We start from the raw sequence: 16574 nt of genomic DNA, 5'->3' as shown, positions 1-16574 counted from the left end.
AATGATAAAAGTGTTTGTAAAGTGTTTTTTCTTAACAACCTTTTTTATCATCTGAAAACAGGTTTACATAAAGGGCAGTTTAAACCCTTTTTTCTTCCCTTTTGACATGTTTGTCATTTGTTTCATCATTTTTTTCATTTCTTCAAATTGCTTTAAAAGACGGTTGACTTCCTGAACGGATGTGCCGCTTCCTTTGGCAATTCGTTTGCGCCTGCTTGCGTTGATGATCTCAGGCTGCGCTTTTTCTTTCCCGGTCATCGACTTGATGATCGCTTCAACGTGGATGAGCTGTTTTTCGTCCACTTTGACGTTTTTCAAGCCTTTCATTTTGCCTGCGCCGGGCATCATTTGAATCAGATCTTCAAGCGGTCCCATATTGCGGACCTGTCCGAGCTGTTCTAAAAAGTCATCAAGCGTAAAGCTCATATTTTTCATTTTTTGCTCGAGCTCTTTCGCCTTTTCTTCATCTACGTTGGCCTGGGCTTTTTCGATCAGGGTCAGCACGTCACCCATGCCGAGAATCCGCGAAGCCATCCGTTCAGGATGAAACGGTTCAAGCGCATCAAGCTTTTCGCCCATTCCGGCGAATTTGATCGGCGTGTTTGTCACCGCGCGGATGGACAGAGCCGCACCGCCTCTTGTGTCACCGTCAAGCTTTGTCAGGATGACGCCTGTCACGCCGAGCTGTTCATTAAAGCTTTTGGCGACATTTACGGCGTCTTGCCCTGTCATCGAATCGACGACAAGAAAGATTTCTTCCGGCTGAGCTGTTTCTTTTACCTTTTCCAGCTCATCCATCAACTGCTCATCAATATGCAGACGACCCGCCGTATCGATGATCACATAGTCGTGATGGTCTTCTTTCGCCTTTTCGATCGCCTGTTTGGCAATATCGACAGGGCTCACCTGATCTCCCAGTGAAAACACCGGCATGTCAAGCTGCTTCCCGAGCGTTTCCAGCTGTTTGATCGCAGCCGGACGGTAAATATCTGCCGCAACAAGCAGCGGATTGCGGTTATGTTTTTTGCGAAGCAGGTTGGCAAGCTTGCCCGTCGTCGTCGTTTTACCGGCCCCTTGCAGACCGACCATCATGATGACGGTTGGCGGACGTTTGGCCGCGGCGATTTTGCTTTCTTCACCGCCCATCAGCTCCGTCAGTTCTTCTTTGACGACTTTAATGACCTGCTGCCCCGGTGTCAGGCTTTTCATAACGTCCTGACCGACGGCGCGTTCGCTCACCTTTTTCACAAAATCTTTGACGACTTTAAAGTTGACATCCGCTTCAAGGAGCGCTAAACGGACTTCGCGCATCATCTCTTTGACGTCTTGCTCCGTTACCTTCCCTTTTCCGCGGATCTTGGAAATCGTTTGCTGCAGTCGGTCGGCTAATCCTTCGAATGCCATATTAAGTGCCGCCTCCTAATCTAATTTCTCAAGCGCATCGATCAAGGAAGCCGCTTCAGGCTGACCGTCCGTCAGCTCTCTCAGCTCTTCAAAAATCTTTTTGCGCTCTTGAAATTTTTTAAACAAAAGTAGCTTTTCTTCATACTGCTCAAGCATCGCTTCGGTCCGTTTAATGTTATCATAGACCGCCTGTCTTGAGACATGATATTCTTCAGCTATTTCGCCAAGGGAGAAATCGTCTAGGTAGTAAAGCGACATGTAGCTTTTTTGTTTTGATGTCAACAACGACTGATAGAAATCAAATAAGTAATTCATTCTCGTTGTTTTTTCAAGCGTCATGAGACTCTCCCCTTTGTTAAGTCAAATCCCTTTACGATACATTAGTTTACGCTAAAAACATTCCATCTGTCAAGTTTTTATCTTGTCATGATCAAATGATAAAGAACCCCCGGAAAAAAGGGGGCTCTAAGGCCTTCGTTATTCCTCTTTCTCAATCAAGTCGGAGAACAAGCCGTACACATAAGATTCGGCTTCAAACGGCTGCAGGTCGTCCATTTTTTCGCCGAGGCCGACAAGCTTGACGGGAATCTTCAATTCGTGGCGGATGGCCAGGACGATGCCGCCTTTTGCCGTTCCGTCAAGCTTCGTCAGAGCGATTCCGGAAACATCGGTCGCTTTGGAAAATTCCCGCGCCTGTGTCATCGCATTTTGGCCTGTTGTGGCGTCTAATACAAGGAGCACTTCATGGGGGGCATCAGGGACTTCGCGCTGGATGACGCGCTTGACTTTTTCAAGCTCCTTCATCAGGTTCACCTTGTTTTGCAGACGGCCTGCCGTATCGCAAAGCAGAACATCGGCGCCGCGCGCTTTTGCGGCTTGAACGGCATCATAGATGACAGCGGCGGGATCTGAACCTTCCGCCTGTTTGACCACATGGGCGCCGACGCGCTCCCCCCACACTTCCAGCTGATCGATCGCTCCGGCGCGGAACGTGTCCCCCGCCGCGAGGACGACGTTTTTGCCTTCCGTGATAAACTTATGGGCGAGCTTGCCAATCGTCGTTGTTTTTCCGACACCGTTGACTCCGACGAATAAAATGATGTTTAAGCGGCCGTCCTCAACGCGGAGTTCTGACGCTTCATCCTCTCCGCCTTGATATATCTCGACGAGCTTTTCAGAAATGACGGATTGAACTTCTTTTGGATCTTGAATATTCTTCCGTTTGACTTCGCTCTTCAGTTCATCGATCAGCTCCATCACGGTAGAAACGCCGACATCCGCTCCGATCAGCACCTCTTCAAGCTCTTCAAAAAAATCTTCGTCGACTTTCCTGTAGCGGGAGATCAGATCATTGACCCGCTCCTGAAAAGAATGTCTCGTTTTGGCCAGGCCTTCTTTAAACTTGCCTGAGACAGAATCGGTCTGCTTTGTGATTTTTTCTTTCAGTTTTTTAAAAAAGCTCATGACTGGTAACCTCGCTTTATTGAACTAATTCTTTTGTTTCTTCAAGCTTGACGGAAACAAGCTTGGAAACGCCTGATTCCTGCATCGTCACACCGTAGAGAACATCGGCTTCTTCCATTGTCCCTTTTCTGTGTGTAATGACGATAAACTGGGTTTCATGGCTGTATTTTTTCAAGTATTGTGCAAAGCGGAACACATTTGCCTCATCAAGCGCCGCCTCGACCTCATCAAGGACACAGAACGGGACGGGCCTCACTTTGAGGATCGAAAACAATAGGGCGATCGCCGTCAGAGCCCGCTCCCCTCCTGAAAGGAGGCTTAAGTTTTGCAGCTTCTTCCCCGGCGGCTGCGCGATGATATCGACGCCGGATTGGAGCAGGTCATCCGGGTCTGTGAGCTTCAGTTCGGCTCTTCCTCCGCCGAACAGCGCCCGAAAGACGTCTTCAAAATGGGCGCGGATTTGCGAAAATGTCTCTTTAAACCGTTTCGTCATTTCCTCATCCATTTCTTCAATCACCTGAAAGAGCGTATTTTTCGCTTCAATCAAATCGTCTTTCTGTTCTGAGAGAAACACGTAGCGCTCATTGACCCGTTCATATTCTTCAATGCTTCCAAGATTGACGGTTCCGAGCTCTTCGATCGCCAGCTTGATCAGCTTGACGCGCTTTCTCGCTTCATCGGCTGAAAGCTCCAACGGATATTTTTCTTTGGCTCCTTCAAATGACAGGCTGTATTCCTCGCGCAGGAATGACAAGAGGTTGTCCAGCTCCACTTCCATGCGGCCGAGCTTGACTTCTTCATCTTTCAAGAGTTCGGCCATTTGTTTGTACTGACGCTTCATTTCTTTCAGCTCAAGCTCTTCTGTTTCAAGGCCTTTTTGCAGCTTCATCCGCTGCTCTCTTCTTGAGGCGATAAGCTCGGCGGTTTTATTTTTGTCATTCAGCTTCTTTTTCGCCGCTTCTTCAAGCTTCTCTTCACCGGACGAATTGGATGTCATTTCCGTCGTCAAAAGCGACAGGTCTTCCTTTGCCACTTTTAATGCTTCCTCATTCTCAGCATATTCCTCTTCGAGCCTTTCGAGCTTTTCACGCTCGTTTGCACACGCCTGCTCAGTTTTGGCAAGCACCACTTTCAGATCGGTCAGCTCGCTTTGCAGCGTTTCCTTTGTCGACGTCTGTGTTTGTTTTCTTTCAGACAGGCTTTCGATTTCCGCGTCGAGGCGCTTGAGGTTTTCGGAAATGGCATCAAGCTTTTTCTCAAGCTCTTTTTTCCGCGCTTGCTTTTCTCCGTCTTCTGCAATAAGCGCTGATTTTTCCTGATCATAAAGCTCCAAATGGCTGTTGACGTTTTTCTCGGCGATTTCGAGCTCGTACAGACGCCCTTTTATCTCCTGCTGTTCAGCTCTGAGGCGCTCTCCATCCTCGCGAAGGGCTTGAAGTTTAGCGTCCAGCTTCTGAATTGTCTGCTTCAAGCCTTTCACATCGTGTTCAAGCGTTTCCGTTTTTTCTTCCATTTCGCCCAGGCGCTTTGTGATCGCTTCTAGTTCTCTCGTGCGGCCTAAAAGAGAGCTGTTCTTTTTCTTGACGGCACCGCCGGTCATCGAACCTCCCGGGTTGACGACATCCCCCTCAAGGGTGACGATGCGGTATCTGTGGCCGAGCCTTTTAGCAAGCTCATTCGCTCCTTTTAAATGCTCTGTGACGAGCACTGTGCCGAGCAGGTTTTGCACGGCTGAGCGGTAAGCGGGGTCATATGACACAAGATCGCCGGCGATTCCGATAAAGGACGGGATGGCCTTTGCCGCTTCAATGTCGCGCGGCTGAATGCTGCGCTCTTTGATCACGGAGAGCGGAAGAAAAGTCGCCCGGCCGAATGAATGTTTTTTCAAATATTGGATCGCCCGTCTTGCGGCCTCTTCATCTTCTGTGACGATGTGCTGGGCTGATGCCCCTAAAGCGATTTCGACAGCCGTTTCATATCGCTCGTCCGTCTTGATCAGTTCGGCGATTGCCCCGTGGATGCCCGGCAGTTCGCCGCGGGCCTTCAGGACTTCTTTGACACCTTGATAAAATCCGGAAAAATCCTCCTGCATCGCCTCCAGCATTTCTTTTTTGGAGCGGGCTTGCTGGAGGTACTGATACGCCTGGTAGAGCGCGGACTCCTTTTTTTCATACTCGCTTTTTTTCTGTTCATGCTGTTTTTGCGCATCCCGATAAGCCTTGATCTGGCTGTGGAGGCGCTCATCAAGGAGAGTGAATTCGTGTTCTGTTTTCGCTTTTTGTTCGGCGAGCTCGCGGCGCTCGCTTAAATATTTCTCATTGTTTTCCGCAAGCCGTTTTTGCTGGGTGGCCGATTGGGACATTTGCTCTTCTAAAAACTGAATCTCGTTTCGAACCGATGCCTGTTCATTCAACAATTCGAAATAGTCGCTTTTGAGCTGTTCGATTTCTTCTTCGACATTTTCGCTGTAAACGGAAAGGGCCTGTTTCTTTTCCTTCACCTGCTTTGCCAGCTCTTTCACTTCGGCTTGGAGCTTCTCAAATGCCAGCTTCTGCCCGGCCATTTTTTCTTTCAGGCTTCGGTCTTTCTCCCCGTGCTGAACGATGGCCTCTTCAAGCTGGGCTCTGTTTTGGGTGGCGTTCTTTTTTCGCTCTTTCAGGACTTCTTTTCTGCCTTCGAGCTTTTCAAGCTCCTCACTTGTCAACAGCAGCACCTGCTGAAGTTCGTCAACCGATTCGTCGAGCGCCTGGATTTTGTCTCGCGCCTCTTCAATCTTAGCTTCTTTTGTCTGAATAGCTGCCGAAGCGGACATTTCTTCATCCTTCGCCTTTTCGACTTTTCCCTGAAGCGCCTCCCATTTTTGATGAAGCTCCTCGATGTCAAACACCGTCAAAGCGATTTCAATTTTTTCGAGCTCGTCCTTTTTTTCCAGGTAATCCTTGGCGATCGATGCCTGCAGCTTTAACGGCTCGACCTGCCCTTCAAGCTCGTGAAGGATGTCTTCGACCCGGTTCAGATTGTCCTGGGTTTCAAACAGCTTGTTTTCCGCTTTTTTCTTTCTTGTTTTATATTTTAAAACACCGGCCGCTTCTTCAAATATGCTTCTCCGCTCTTCAGCCTTGCTGCTTAAAATCTCTTCGACCTTTCCTTGGCTGATGATCGAAAACGCTTCTTTGCCGAGACCCGAGTCCATAAAAAGATCGATGATATCTTTCAGGCGGCACGATTGATTGTTGATGAGAAACTCGCTTTCTCCTGATCTGTACACCCGTCTCGTTACGCTGATTTCATGAAAATCGATCGGCAAAAAGCGGTCGTCATTATCAAGCGTCAGCGTCACTTCGGCAAGGTTCAGCTTTTTGCGCGAGTCGCTTCCGGCAAAAATGATATCTTCCATTTTGCCGCCCCTGAGCGATTTCGCGGACTGTTCCCCGAGCACCCAGCGGATCGCATCGGTGATGTTGCTTTTGCCGCTTCCGTTTGGGCCGACGACGGCTGTCACGCCTTTAACAAAATCTACAGAAATTCGTTCTGCAAACGATTTAAAACCTATCACGTCTAAACGTTTGAGGAACATTCTGATCCTCCTTATGTATTAAAGTATTACAATTCTATCACACCCGAAGGTAAAAGGTGCAAATATATGAAATCCCCCTAAAAGTTAAGCAAAGGGGGATTTATTGTTTCATATGGTGTTTTTGCAGCTTTTCAAGCGCTTCTTGAGCGGCGTGCTGTTCAGCTTCTTTTTTGGAACGGCCGCTTCCCACCCCAAGCACTTCTCCTTTCAGCGATACGTTTGCTTCAAACTCGCGGTTGTGCGCCGGACCTTTTTCTTGAAGAATCCTGTACTCCAAAATGCCGCGTCCGTCGCGCTGTACAAATTCCTGCAGCTGGCTTTTAAAATCCATCACATGAGAAAAAGCACCATCATCGATTTTAGGGAAAACGTACGCTTTCAGAAAGTCCACGACGGAATCAAGCCCCTGATCAAGATAAAGCGCGCCGATAAAGGCTTCAAACACGTCGGCTAAAAGCGCCGGCCGCTTTCTGCCGCCCGTCATTTCCTCTCCTTTTCCAAGAAGAACAAGCTCTCCGAAAGAAAGTTCATGGGCCAGGGAAACAAGGGAAGGCTCGCAAACAATCGCCGCTCTCAACTTCGTCAAATCGCCCTCGCTCATCGCCGGGTATTTGGCGTATAAAAATTGAGAAATCGTCAGTTCCAAAACAGCGTCTCCTAAAAATTCAAGCCTTTCATTATCTTCATACGGCTTCTTCCGATGCTCATTCACATAGGATGAATGTGTAAATGCTTGATACAAAAGCTTTTCATTTTGAAATTGTACCGAAATCCGTTCTTGAAACTTTTTAAACTGCTCCGCTTTTTTTAGAAACATTTTTCTGTCTCTGTAATGTGAATGTTTTGACATAGCAACCTCCATATGGGCACATCAAGTTCACCTCACCTCCTGTATCAAAAGGCAGGTTCCGTGTATCATTCGGCAAAACATGAAAATCTAAAGCCGCATTTATAAAGGGATAAAGCCCCGTCTTTAAACGGGACTTTAAATGAGCTTACTGCTTACTATTTATGTAGTTCACAGCGTCACCGACTGTTGCAATCTTTTCAGCATCTTCGTCAGAAATCTCCATATCAAACTCGTCTTCAAGTTCCATGACAAGCTCAACTACATCCAGGGAATCAGCGCCTAAATCCTCTTTAAAAGAAGCTTCAAGAGTGACGTCAGCTTCATCTACGCCAAGGCGGTCTACGATGATTTTTGTTACACGCTCTAATGCGTCTGCCATAGCTATTCACCTCCCCTCAAGTATTATAGTTGATTCGTTTTTAAAAAACCAGAGATAATTCAACTTTTTGCTATGTTTACAACATGACCATTCCGCCGTCGATATTCAGTGTCTGACCGGTCATGTAACGCGACTGATCAGAAGCAAGGAACACGACGACACTGCTGATGTCTGCCGGCTCACCGAAGCGGGCAAGCGGAATCTGTTTCAGCATTTCATCCTGAATGTCTTTGGTCAGCTTGTCCGTCATTTCCGTTGCAATAAATCCAGGAGCGATCACATTGACGGTAATGTTTCGTGAAGCAAGCTCTTTGGCCAGCGTTTTCGTCAGGCCGATGACGCCCGATTTCGCCGCGACATAGTTCGCCTGTCCGGCGTTTCCGATGACGCCGACAACAGAGGCAACATTGATGATCCGGCCGCTTCTTTGCTTCATCATTTGTCTTGTCACGGCTTTTGAGCAGTTGAATACGCCTTTTAAGTTTATGTTAATGACGTCATCCCATTCATTTTCCTTCATTCTCATGAATAAGTTGTCCTTTGTAATGCCGGCGTTATTCACAAGAATATCGAGCGAGCCGAAGCGTTCAATCGTCTCTTTCATCATCGCTTGGACTTCCTCGGCATTGGAGACGTCCGCTTTGACGGCAAACGCATCGCGGCCGAGCGCTTTGATTTCGTCGACGACTTCATTCGCTTTCGCTTCATTCCCCGCATAATTGACGGCGACGTTTGCACCGTTTTTAGCGAGATCCAGTGCGATCGCACGTCCGATTCCTCTTGAGGCACCGGTGACAACAGCTGTTTTATTCTCCAGCATTTTCGTTTTCCTCCTTCAGCGTTTGAACGGCGAGTTCAATCGTATTCGTATCTGATACAGCAATCGTTTTGACCCTGCGGTTCACTTTTTTCACAAGCCCTGACAACACCTTGCCAGGCCCGATTTCGATGAAAGTCGTGACCCCTTCGTCAAGCAGCCTGTTGATCGTTTCTTCAAAGCGGACCGGTGAATAGAGCTGTTCGATCAGCTTATTCTTAATGTCATCCTTGTCTGTCACAACATCGGCCGTCACATTTGAAATCACGGGGGTTGAGGCATTGCTGATCGTGCATGCATCCAGGACTTCGCGCAGTTTTTCAGCTGCCGGCTTCATCAGGTCTGAGTGAAACGGCCCGCTGACTTCGAGCGGAATCGCGCGTTTTGCGCCGTTTTCCTTGGCAAGCTCTGAGGCGAGCTCAACCCCTTTGGCGGTTCCTGAGATGACGATTTGTCCAGGACAGTTCAGATTGGCCAGCTGAACGAGGTTTCCTTCTTCAGTCACCTTGTCCGTTACTTGTTTCAATGCTTCACCGTTCATGCCGAGAATAGCGGCCATTGCGCCTTCTCCGGCCGGCACGGCTTCATTCATAAATTCCCCGCGCTTTCTGACGGCGTAGACGGCGTCTTTAAATGACATCGCGCCGCCGGCCACTAAAGCGGTGTATTCGCCAAGGCTGTGCCCCGCTGCAAAATCGGCTTTGATGCCGTATTCCTTTAATTTTTCAAGCGCGGCGATGCTCGCTGTCAAAAGGCTTGGCTGCGCGTTGTATGTAAGGGTTAATTCTTTCGCGTCACCTTCAAACATGAGCGAGCTCAAATTTGTTTCCAGCGTTTGATCCGCTTCTTCAAAGATCTTTCTTGCTTTCGGTTCTTTTTCGTATAAGTCGTATCCCATGCCGATATGCTGCGATCCTTGGCCCGGGAAAAGAAAAGCAATCTTACCCATTTGTTAAAACCTCCAGACTATTCATCTGCTTTATGTTGGATTTTTTCTTCGATAAATGCGGCGACATTTTGGCTGACCATCTCCCTCGCCTGGCGGATGGCATGGTAAACGGCCCTTCCGTCAGAGGAGCCGTGCGCTTTGATGACCGGCGCCTTCAAGCCGAAGAGTCCGGCACCGCCGTACTCCGAGTAGTCCATTTTTGTTTTCATCTCTTTCAGCTTCGGTTTCAGTGCGGAAGCAGCGAGCTTCGCCGTAAAGCTTGAGGTCAGCGTGCTTTTCAGCATTTTAAAAATGGACAGGGCCGCACCCTCGACCGTTTTTAAGGCGACGTTCCCCGTAAATCCGTCCGTCACGATGACGTCCGCGACTCCGTCGAGCATGTCGCGCGCTTCCACATTGCCGATGAAATTCAAATCGGTTTCCTTCAATTTTTGAAAGGTCTGTTTGGCAAGCTCATTGCCTTTTTTATCTTCTGTGCCGACGTTTAAAAGCCCGATTCTCGGATTTTCGATGCCGAGAACCTGCTCTCCGTAGACAGAGCCCATAATCGCGTATTGGACGAGATGTTCGGGTTTTGCATCCACATTCGCTCCGACATCGAGAAGGAGAAAGCCGTCTCCTGAAACCGTCGGCAAAGTCGGCGCCAAAGCCGGTCTTTCAATCCCTTCAATTCTGCCGACAATGAATAACCCGGCCGTCATTAAAGCGCCGGTGTTGCCGGCGGAAATGCAGGCATCCGCTCTGCCTTCGGCAACTTCTCCGGCCATTAAAACCATCGACGAATTTTTCTTTCTTCTCACGGCCCGGACAGGTTCGTCGGTCGCTTCAATGATTTCTTCAGCGTGCTTGACGGTGATCCGCCCGTGCTCTGTCAAATGGGCGGCTATTTTTTCTTGATCTCCGATGAGAGTGACTTCAAGATCTTCGAAGCTCTCAACGGCTTTCATCACTCCGTCGATGACCGCTTGGGGAGCATTGTCCCCTCCCATAGCATCTACAGCAATTCTCATGACTTACGCGCCACCTTCTATGATTGTTTTGAACGATACATGACAAATTCGCCCGAAAAAACGGGCTCTTCGGCAACATAGCTGTTGACCTCAACAACCGTTCTGCCTTTTTCTTTATCAAGCTTGACGACTTTTGCTTTTGCAACGACCCGTTCGCCTTGTTTGACCTGCCTTGTAAAGCGGATATCCGCTTTGGCTGTTAGTGCAAGCTCATCATCGATGACGGCGACGGCGAGCGAGTTCGCCTGGGCAAACAGATGATGCCCCCTGGCGATTTGATTGCGGCTGAAAACATGCTCCCTTCTGATTTCAAGAATGGAAATCGCCTGTTCATCAAGCTCAAGGTCAATGATCTCGCCGATCACCTCATCAAGCGGAAGGGATTTGACTTCATCTTCAAGAGATTTTTCAGCAACGCTTTTGATTCTTTCTCTCAGTTCGGGTATGGATAGTTCCAAACGGTCTAAACGAATCGTCTGAATGCTGACGTTAAATTTCTCCGCAAGCTCCTCGTCTGTAATAAACGGGGTCGCTTTAATCGTCTGCTGCAGCAATTCTTGGCGTTCTCTTTTACTTTTTCTCATGTTTTTAAACACCATCCGCGCATTTATGACTAGGTACTAATAGTAGTATATAATTTCATAGATTGGAATGCAATCATTCTTTGCTGCACCGATCCTAATTTTTTGAAGGAACAGGTCAGCTCAGTTTTTCTCCGTCCATGACTCCGCTTTTTTGCAAATGTTCCCTTAACCCTGCATATTCGGCATCGGTCCAGAATGCGTGTGAGGAGACGAGTTCTGCGGCGTCTTTTCTCGCCGTCTCAAGAGCGCGGTAATCATGAACCATATCGGCAACTTTAAATTCGGGCATTCCGCTTTGTTTCTTGCCGAAAAAGTCGCCGGGCCCCCTTAATTCCAGATCTTTTTCCGAAAGCTCAAAGCCGTCCGTCGTTTCCGACATGATGCCCATCCGTTCCTTGCCCGTTTCGGATTTGGGATCTGCCATGAGAATGCAATACGATTGATGATCCCCCCGTCCGACGCGCCCGCGGAGCTGGTGAAGCTGGGAAAGGCCGAACCGGTCGGCATCATAGATCAGCATCACGGTCGCGTTTGGAACGTTGACACCGACTTCAACAACGGTTGTCGAGACGAGAACCTGACACTCGTTTTTGCTGAACTGCCTCATCACCTGCTCTTTTTCATCATTGGAGAGCTTCCCGTGCATGAGGCCGACTTGCCATCTTCCATGAAAAGCATGGGTCAGCATGCTGTGCACATCGATCGCATTCTGCACATCGAGCTTGTCCGACTCTTCGATCAGCGGGCATATCACATACGCCTGTCTGCCTTTTCTCAACTCTTTTTCAATGAAAGCGAGAATCCGTTCCAGCATGTCGTGCTTGACCCAATATGTTTCGATTCTTTTCCGCCCGGCCGGCATTTCATCGATGATCGATACATCCATTTCGCCGAATACCGTAATCGCGAGTGTCCGCGGTATCGGCGTTGCCGTCATAAACAGGACGTCCGGATCCTTTCCTTTGCTTCTTAATTTTTGCCTCTGCTCAACGCCAAAGCGGTGCTGTTCATCCGTAATGACGAGGCCGAGCTGTTGAAAATGCACATCATCCTGGATCAGGGCATGGGTGCCGACCAGGATATCAATGTCCCCGTCTTGCAGTCTTTCGAGCAGTTCTCTTCTCCTTTTTCCTTTGACAGAGCTTGTTAACAGCGCGACATTGACATCGTGGTTTGCAAACAGAGAAACGAGTGAATCCGCATGCTGTTCGGCCAATATTTCAGTGGGCACCATCATCGCCCCCTGAAAGCCGGACAGGATCGAAGCGTATAAAGCGATCGCGGCGACGGCGGTTTTGCCTGAGCCGACGTCGCCTTGCAGCAGACGGTTCATTTTATATTCTGAAGTCATGTCCTTTAAAATTTCGTCGAGCGCTTTCGCCTGCGCGTTCGTCAAAGAAAACGGCAGACTGTTGACAAACGCATCGACCTCCCCGCGTTTAAAGCTGTGTCTGATTCCGTCGGAATGCTCCCGTTCAAACTTTCGCAGCGCCTGCATTTTCAGCTGAAACAGCAGAAATTCTTCATAAACAAACCGGCGCCGCGCCTGTTTTAACGTCTCCCTTGACTCAGGCTTGTGGATCGCCCTTACCGCATCCTGGTAGGAAAGCAGCTTATAGGCACTCCGGAGCTTTTCAGGCAGGGGATCTTCCGCAAATGGCAAATAGCTTTGGACGGCTTCCTGGATCAATTTCCGCATCGTTTTCACCGTCATATGTTCTTTTACGGAATAGACGGGTTCTATCGACTGGTCGCTTTGATGCGGGCCGTTTTTCAGCTCCTGCACCATCACCGACTGCCTGTGCTTGTCCCATTTTCCCGAAATGGTGACAACCGAACCGATGGCCAGTTTCTTTTTCAAATACGGACGGTTAAAGCAGACCGCCGTGATCAAGTAGTTTCCGACGAGAAGGCGAAACGTCAGGCGGCTCCGCTTTTTTCCGTAATAGGTAAGAGAAGGTTCGCTGTGAACCTTCCCTTCAACCGTCACTCTTTCCTCGTGTGCCACTTCTTCCAAATCGCGCAGTTCATAATCGTCATAGCGGTACGGGAAGTAGTTCAAAAGGTCGGAAACATCATAGATTCCAAGCTCGTTTAATGTTTTTTCCGTTTCCGTCCCGACTCCTTTGACAACAGATACACTATTTTGCAGATTGTTCTTCACGTGCGTTCGACGCCCCTCCGAATATTTTTTTCTCCAGTTCTTTCCCGGTCGGGGTTGCGGCGAGACCGCCCCGCCCTGTTTCTCTCAAGGCGGTCGGCATCGTCTGGCCGATTTTATACATCGCATCAATCACCTCATCGCACGGAATGCGGCTTGTGATGCCGGCAAGCGCCATATCGGCCGCCACCATCGCATTGGCGGCACCCATCGCATTTCGTTTGACACACGGGACTTCGACAAGCCCTGCGACGGGGTCGCAAACAAGACCGAGGACGTTTTTCAAGGCGATCGCCATCGCTTCGGCGCACTGCTCAGGCTTCCCTCCAGCCATTTCCACGATCGCCGCTGCCGCCATCCCGGAAGCTGAACCGACTTCAGCCTGGCATCCGCCCGCAGCACCTGAGATGCTGGCATTGTTGGCGACGACAAAGCCGAACGCCCCTGATGTGAATAAAAAGCGGACCATCTGCTCTTTGGTCGGATGAAGTTTGTCTTTAACGGCAAATAAAGTGCCGGGAACAACGCCGGCCGAACCGGCTGTCGGAGTTGCGCAAATCGTTCCCATCGCAGCGTTGACTTCATTGGTGGCAACCGCCTTGCTGACGGCGTCTAAGATGACATCTCCGGAAAGCCCTTTTCCCGCTTTGAGATAGGCCTGCAGCTTGACGGCGTCACCGCCCGTCAGTCCGGAGTGTGACACAACACCGTTGATTCCCTTTTGAACAGCGTCTTCCATGACGGTTAAGTTGGCTTCCATCTGCTTGAAGATTTCCTCCCGCGTCCGGCCTGACACCTCGATTTCCTGGGTGATCATGATTTCAGATATGGACACGTTTTTCTCTTTTGTCAGCTCAATCAATTCTTTCACATTTCGAAACATTTAATCTCCCTCTTCCATATCCTTTAGTCAGCGATCTGTGTCACTTCAATGATATTCGGCAGCGCTCTCAATTCCTCAAACACGGACGGATCAATCGTTTGATCGACCTCTATCGTCATCAGCGCTTCCTGTCCGACGTCTTTGCGCGCCACTTCCATGTGGCCGATGTTGATCGCAAATTTCGCCAGCACATTGGCAACACCCGCAATCGTTCCGTAGCGATCGTTGTGGACGACTAAAATGGCGGGGTGATTACCCGACAATCTAAGTCTAAAGCCGTTTAACTCGATGATTTCGATTTTTCCTCCGCCGATTGATATGCCTGCAAGCTCAAGCGTTCCTTCATCATCAGAAATGAGGACGCGGGCGGTATTCGGGTGCTTCGGCACCGCATCTTCTTCACGGAATTCGATGTCAATCCCCTTTGCTTCGGCAATGCGGATCGAATCTTTAATTCTTTCATCAAATGTATCAAAGTCTAAAAGGCCGCCGATGATCGCCACATCTGTTCCGTGTCCTTTATAGGTCTCGGCAAAAGAACCGTAGAAGGAAACAATGATTTTCTTCGGCTCTCTCCCAAACACGCTTCTGGCGACCCTGCCGATTCTGGCTGCGCCGGCCGTATGGGAGCTTGACGGTCCGATCATGACGGGCCCTATAATATCAAATACGCTTCTGTACTTCATCCTGATCCCCTTCCCTCTTGTTTTTCGCGGGAAAAAACAGCCGTTTTTTTTAGACTAATTGATCAAACACGAATTGGCAAGCGGACATAAAAAAAGCCAAAAGAAGAGAAGGGCTTTGTTAAACACCCTTCTGCTTCGATCATTATTCCACAGCCAGAATGTATGAATACAGCGGCTGTTTTCCGTCGTGAACTTCAACTTCGACTTCTTCGTATGTGTCGCCGATATAGCCGGCGAGTTCTTCGACTTCTTCTTCTGACGCATCTTGACCTTTAATCACCGTGACGATTTCACTGTCTTCATCGATCATTTTTGCAATCAGCTTTTTCGCCGCTTCGATTTGGACTGACGCGGTTTCCACGATTTTTCCATTTAAAATGCCCATAAAATCGCCTTTTTTGATGTCGATGCCGTCGATGTTCGTGTCTCTGACAGCGTATGTGACCTGCCCGCTTTTGACATCATCGATCGCTTCAAGCATATTCGCCCTGTTTTCTTCCGCATCCAACGCCGGATTAAACGCCACCAATGCAGCCATCCCCTGCGGGACGGTTTTTGTCGGGATGACGATGACGTTTTGCTCCGCAACATCTGCAGCCTGGTTTGCCGCCATGACAATGTTTGAATTGTTCGGCAGGATCACGACGGTGTCCGCATTGGCCTCGCGTATCGCTTGAACGATGTCTTCCGTGCTCGGGTTCATCGTTTGCCCGCCTTCAATGACAGATGTCGCACCGATGCTGCGGAAAAGCTCGGAAATTCCTTCCCCCATCGCTACGGTAACCACACCGTACGGCTGTTTTTCAGCTGGGACCTCGGGCGCCTGGGCCTCGCTTTTGTTTTGGCTGAGGATCGCGCTGTGCTGTTCTCTCATGTTTTCAATTTTCATATTGATCAAGCTGCCATACTTTTGCGCATAGGTCATGACTTCTCCGGGATATTCGGCATGGATGTGCACCTTGGCGAGATTTTCGTCTGATACGACGAGCAGAGAATCGCCGAACCGGCTTAAATCCTGGCGGAACACATCTTCGTTGAAGCTTCTTTTCCCTTGGTCAAGTTTGACCATAAATTCCGTGCAATAGCCGAATTCGATGTCTTCGGTATTCATATGGCTTTGCGCGTTTTTATGGTGCTCAGCGCTGACAAGATCATCCAATGACGGCAGAGCGGCTTTTTGATCGGAAAGCTTTTCTCCTTTCAAAGAAGCGAGAAACCCTTCATATACGCAAAGAAGCCCTTTTCCGCCGCTGTCAACAACCCCGACTTCCTTTAAAACAGGGAGAAGTTCAGGCGTCCTGTCCAATGAGGCTGCCGCTTCACTGACAACCGCTTCCATGACGCTTGTGACATCGTTTTCAGTTTGAGCGGTGAGGACGGCTTTTTTAGCCGCATCTTTGGCAACCGTCAAAATCGTGCCTTCCACCGGTTTCATGACGGCTTTATAGGCAGTGTCGACACCTGCCTGAAACGCAGCGGCAAATTCCTTGGCATTGATTTCGCTCTTTTGTTCAATCGACTTCCCAAATCCCCGGAACAGCTGGGACAAAATAACGCCCGAGTTGCCGCGCGCTCCCATCAAAAGTCCTTTTGAAAGGCCCGCTGCCACTTTTCCGATATGGGCGGTATCGATTTGCTCGACTTCTTTCGCACCTGAAGTCATCGATAAATTCATGTTTGTTCCTGTGTCTCCATCCGGAACCGGAAACACGTTTAACGCATCAACTACGCTTGCGTTTTGAGACAGATGGTGCGCACCGTACAGAACCATGTCTGCAAAAGCTTTCCCATCTAAAGTTCGTATAGACAC

At 49.1% G+C, this 16574-nt stretch carries 14 protein-coding genes; all 14 read right to left on the bottom strand.

What is annotated here, in order from left to right; genetic code table 11:
- Positions 1–63: 63 nt before the first annotated feature.
- Positions 64–1404, bottom strand: a complete 1341-nt coding sequence (gene ffh / locus ACINLD_RS04040) for a signal recognition particle protein (RefSeq protein WP_026586942.1) — start codon at positions 1402–1404, stop codon at positions 64–66.
- 15 nt (positions 1405–1419) lie between these two features.
- Positions 1420–1743: a putative DNA-binding protein gene (locus ACINLD_RS04035; protein ID WP_026586941.1), complete on the bottom strand. Its 324-nt coding sequence runs from the start codon at positions 1741–1743 to the stop codon at positions 1420–1422.
- A gap of 138 nt (positions 1744–1881) precedes the next feature.
- Positions 1882–2868, bottom strand: coding sequence for a signal recognition particle-docking protein FtsY (gene ftsY / locus ACINLD_RS04030; protein WP_026586940.1), 987 nt, complete (start codon positions 2866–2868; stop codon positions 1882–1884).
- A 16-nt stretch (positions 2869–2884) separates the two neighbouring features.
- On the bottom strand, positions 2885–6445 hold the full coding sequence (gene smc, locus ACINLD_RS04025) for a chromosome segregation protein SMC (RefSeq protein ID WP_410206930.1): 3561 nt from the start codon (positions 6443–6445) through the stop codon (positions 2885–2887).
- Between the two features lie 100 nt (positions 6446–6545).
- Positions 6546–7295 carry a ribonuclease III gene (gene rnc, locus ACINLD_RS04020; protein ID WP_026586938.1) on the bottom strand — a complete coding sequence of 250 codons (750 nt, stop codon included), beginning with the start codon at positions 7293–7295 and terminating at the stop codon, positions 6546–6548.
- A gap of 145 nt (positions 7296–7440) precedes the next feature.
- Positions 7441–7674, bottom strand: a complete 234-nt coding sequence (gene acpP, locus ACINLD_RS04015) for an acyl carrier protein (RefSeq protein WP_003181706.1) — start codon at positions 7672–7674, stop codon at positions 7441–7443.
- Positions 7675–7750: 76 nt separating this feature from the next.
- On the bottom strand, positions 7751–8494 hold the full coding sequence (gene fabG, locus ACINLD_RS04010) for a 3-oxoacyl-[acyl-carrier-protein] reductase (protein WP_410206929.1): 744 nt from the start codon (positions 8492–8494) through the stop codon (positions 7751–7753).
- A complete protein-coding gene (gene fabD, locus ACINLD_RS04005; RefSeq protein ID WP_026586936.1) occupies positions 8481–9440 on the bottom strand; it encodes an ACP S-malonyltransferase in 960 nt (319 codons plus the stop codon). The genes fabG and fabD overlap by 14 nt, the downstream gene beginning before the upstream one ends.
- Positions 9441–9457: 17 nt before the next feature.
- Positions 9458–10450, bottom strand: a complete 993-nt coding sequence (gene plsX, locus ACINLD_RS04000; RefSeq protein ID WP_410206928.1) for a phosphate acyltransferase PlsX — start codon at positions 10448–10450, stop codon at positions 9458–9460.
- Between the two features lie 17 nt (positions 10451–10467).
- Positions 10468–11034, bottom strand: a complete 567-nt coding sequence (fapR, locus tag ACINLD_RS03995; protein WP_026586934.1) for a transcription factor FapR — start codon at positions 11032–11034, stop codon at positions 10468–10470.
- 115 nt (positions 11035–11149) lie between these two features.
- The gene (gene recG / locus ACINLD_RS03990; RefSeq protein WP_410206927.1) at positions 11150–13198 is read right to left on the bottom strand and encodes an ATP-dependent DNA helicase RecG; all 2049 of its coding nucleotides are present in this window, start codon (positions 13196–13198) and stop codon (positions 11150–11152) included.
- Positions 13176–14078 (bottom strand): L-serine ammonia-lyase, iron-sulfur-dependent, subunit alpha, encoded by a 903-nt coding sequence (sdaAA, locus tag ACINLD_RS03985; protein WP_410206926.1) that lies wholly within the window; start codon positions 14076–14078, stop codon positions 13176–13178. The genes recG and sdaAA overlap by 23 nt, the downstream gene beginning before the upstream one ends.
- A gap of 23 nt (positions 14079–14101) precedes the next feature.
- Complete coding sequence (gene sdaAB, locus ACINLD_RS03980) at positions 14102–14764, bottom strand: L-serine ammonia-lyase, iron-sulfur-dependent subunit beta (protein WP_026586931.1); 663 nt, start codon at positions 14762–14764, stop codon at positions 14102–14104.
- 142 nt (positions 14765–14906) lie between these two features.
- Entirely contained in the window at positions 14907–16574 is a 1668-nt protein-coding gene (locus tag ACINLD_RS03975; RefSeq protein WP_410206925.1) for a DAK2 domain-containing protein, read from the bottom strand.

Source organism: Bacillus sp. z60-11 (genome assembly GCF_046464135.1).
GTDB classification, from domain to species: domain Bacteria; phylum Bacillota; class Bacilli; order Bacillales; family Bacillaceae; genus Bacillus; species Bacillus sonorensis_A.
The sequence above is the reverse complement of the archived record's forward strand: the minus strand, read 5'-3'. Positions and strand labels throughout refer to the sequence as shown.

What these genes read in the sequence shown, in the direction of transcription:
- ffh (WP_026586942.1), bottom strand. Translation starts at nt 1,404, where the DNA reads ATGGCATTCGAAGGATTAGCCGACCGACTGCAGCAAACGATTTCCAAG.
- ACINLD_RS04035 (WP_026586941.1), bottom strand. Translation starts at nt 1,743, where the DNA reads ATGACGCTTGAAAAAACAACGAGAATGAATTACTTATTTGATTTCTAT.
- ftsY (WP_026586940.1), bottom strand. Translation starts at nt 2,868, where the DNA reads ATGAGCTTTTTTAAAAAACTGAAAGAAAAAATCACAAAGCAGACCGAT.
- smc (WP_410206930.1), bottom strand. Translation starts at nt 6,445, where the DNA reads ATGTTCCTCAAACGTTTAGACGTGATAGGTTTTAAATCGTTTGCAGAA.
- rnc (WP_026586938.1), bottom strand. Translation starts at nt 7,295, where the DNA reads ATGTCAAAACATTCACATTACAGAGACAGAAAAATGTTTCTAAAAAAA.
- acpP (WP_003181706.1), bottom strand. Translation starts at nt 7,674, where the DNA reads ATGGCAGACGCATTAGAGCGTGTAACAAAAATCATCGTAGACCGCCTT.
- fabG (WP_410206929.1), bottom strand. Translation starts at nt 8,494, where the DNA reads ATGCTGGAGAATAAAACAGCTGTTGTCACCGGTGCCTCAAGAGGAATC.
- fabD (WP_026586936.1), bottom strand. Translation starts at nt 9,440, where the DNA reads ATGGGTAAGATTGCTTTTCTTTTCCCGGGCCAAGGATCGCAGCATATC.
- plsX (WP_410206928.1), bottom strand. Translation starts at nt 10,450, where the DNA reads ATGAGAATTGCTGTAGATGCTATGGGAGGGGACAATGCTCCCCAAGCG.
- fapR (WP_026586934.1), bottom strand. Translation starts at nt 11,034, where the DNA reads ATGAGAAAAAGTAAAAGAGAACGCCAAGAATTGCTGCAGCAGACGATT.
- sdaAA (WP_410206926.1), bottom strand. Translation starts at nt 14,078, where the DNA reads ATGTTTCGAAATGTGAAAGAATTGATTGAGCTGACAAAAGAGAAAAAC.
- sdaAB (WP_026586931.1), bottom strand. Translation starts at nt 14,764, where the DNA reads ATGAAGTACAGAAGCGTATTTGATATTATAGGGCCCGTCATGATCGGA.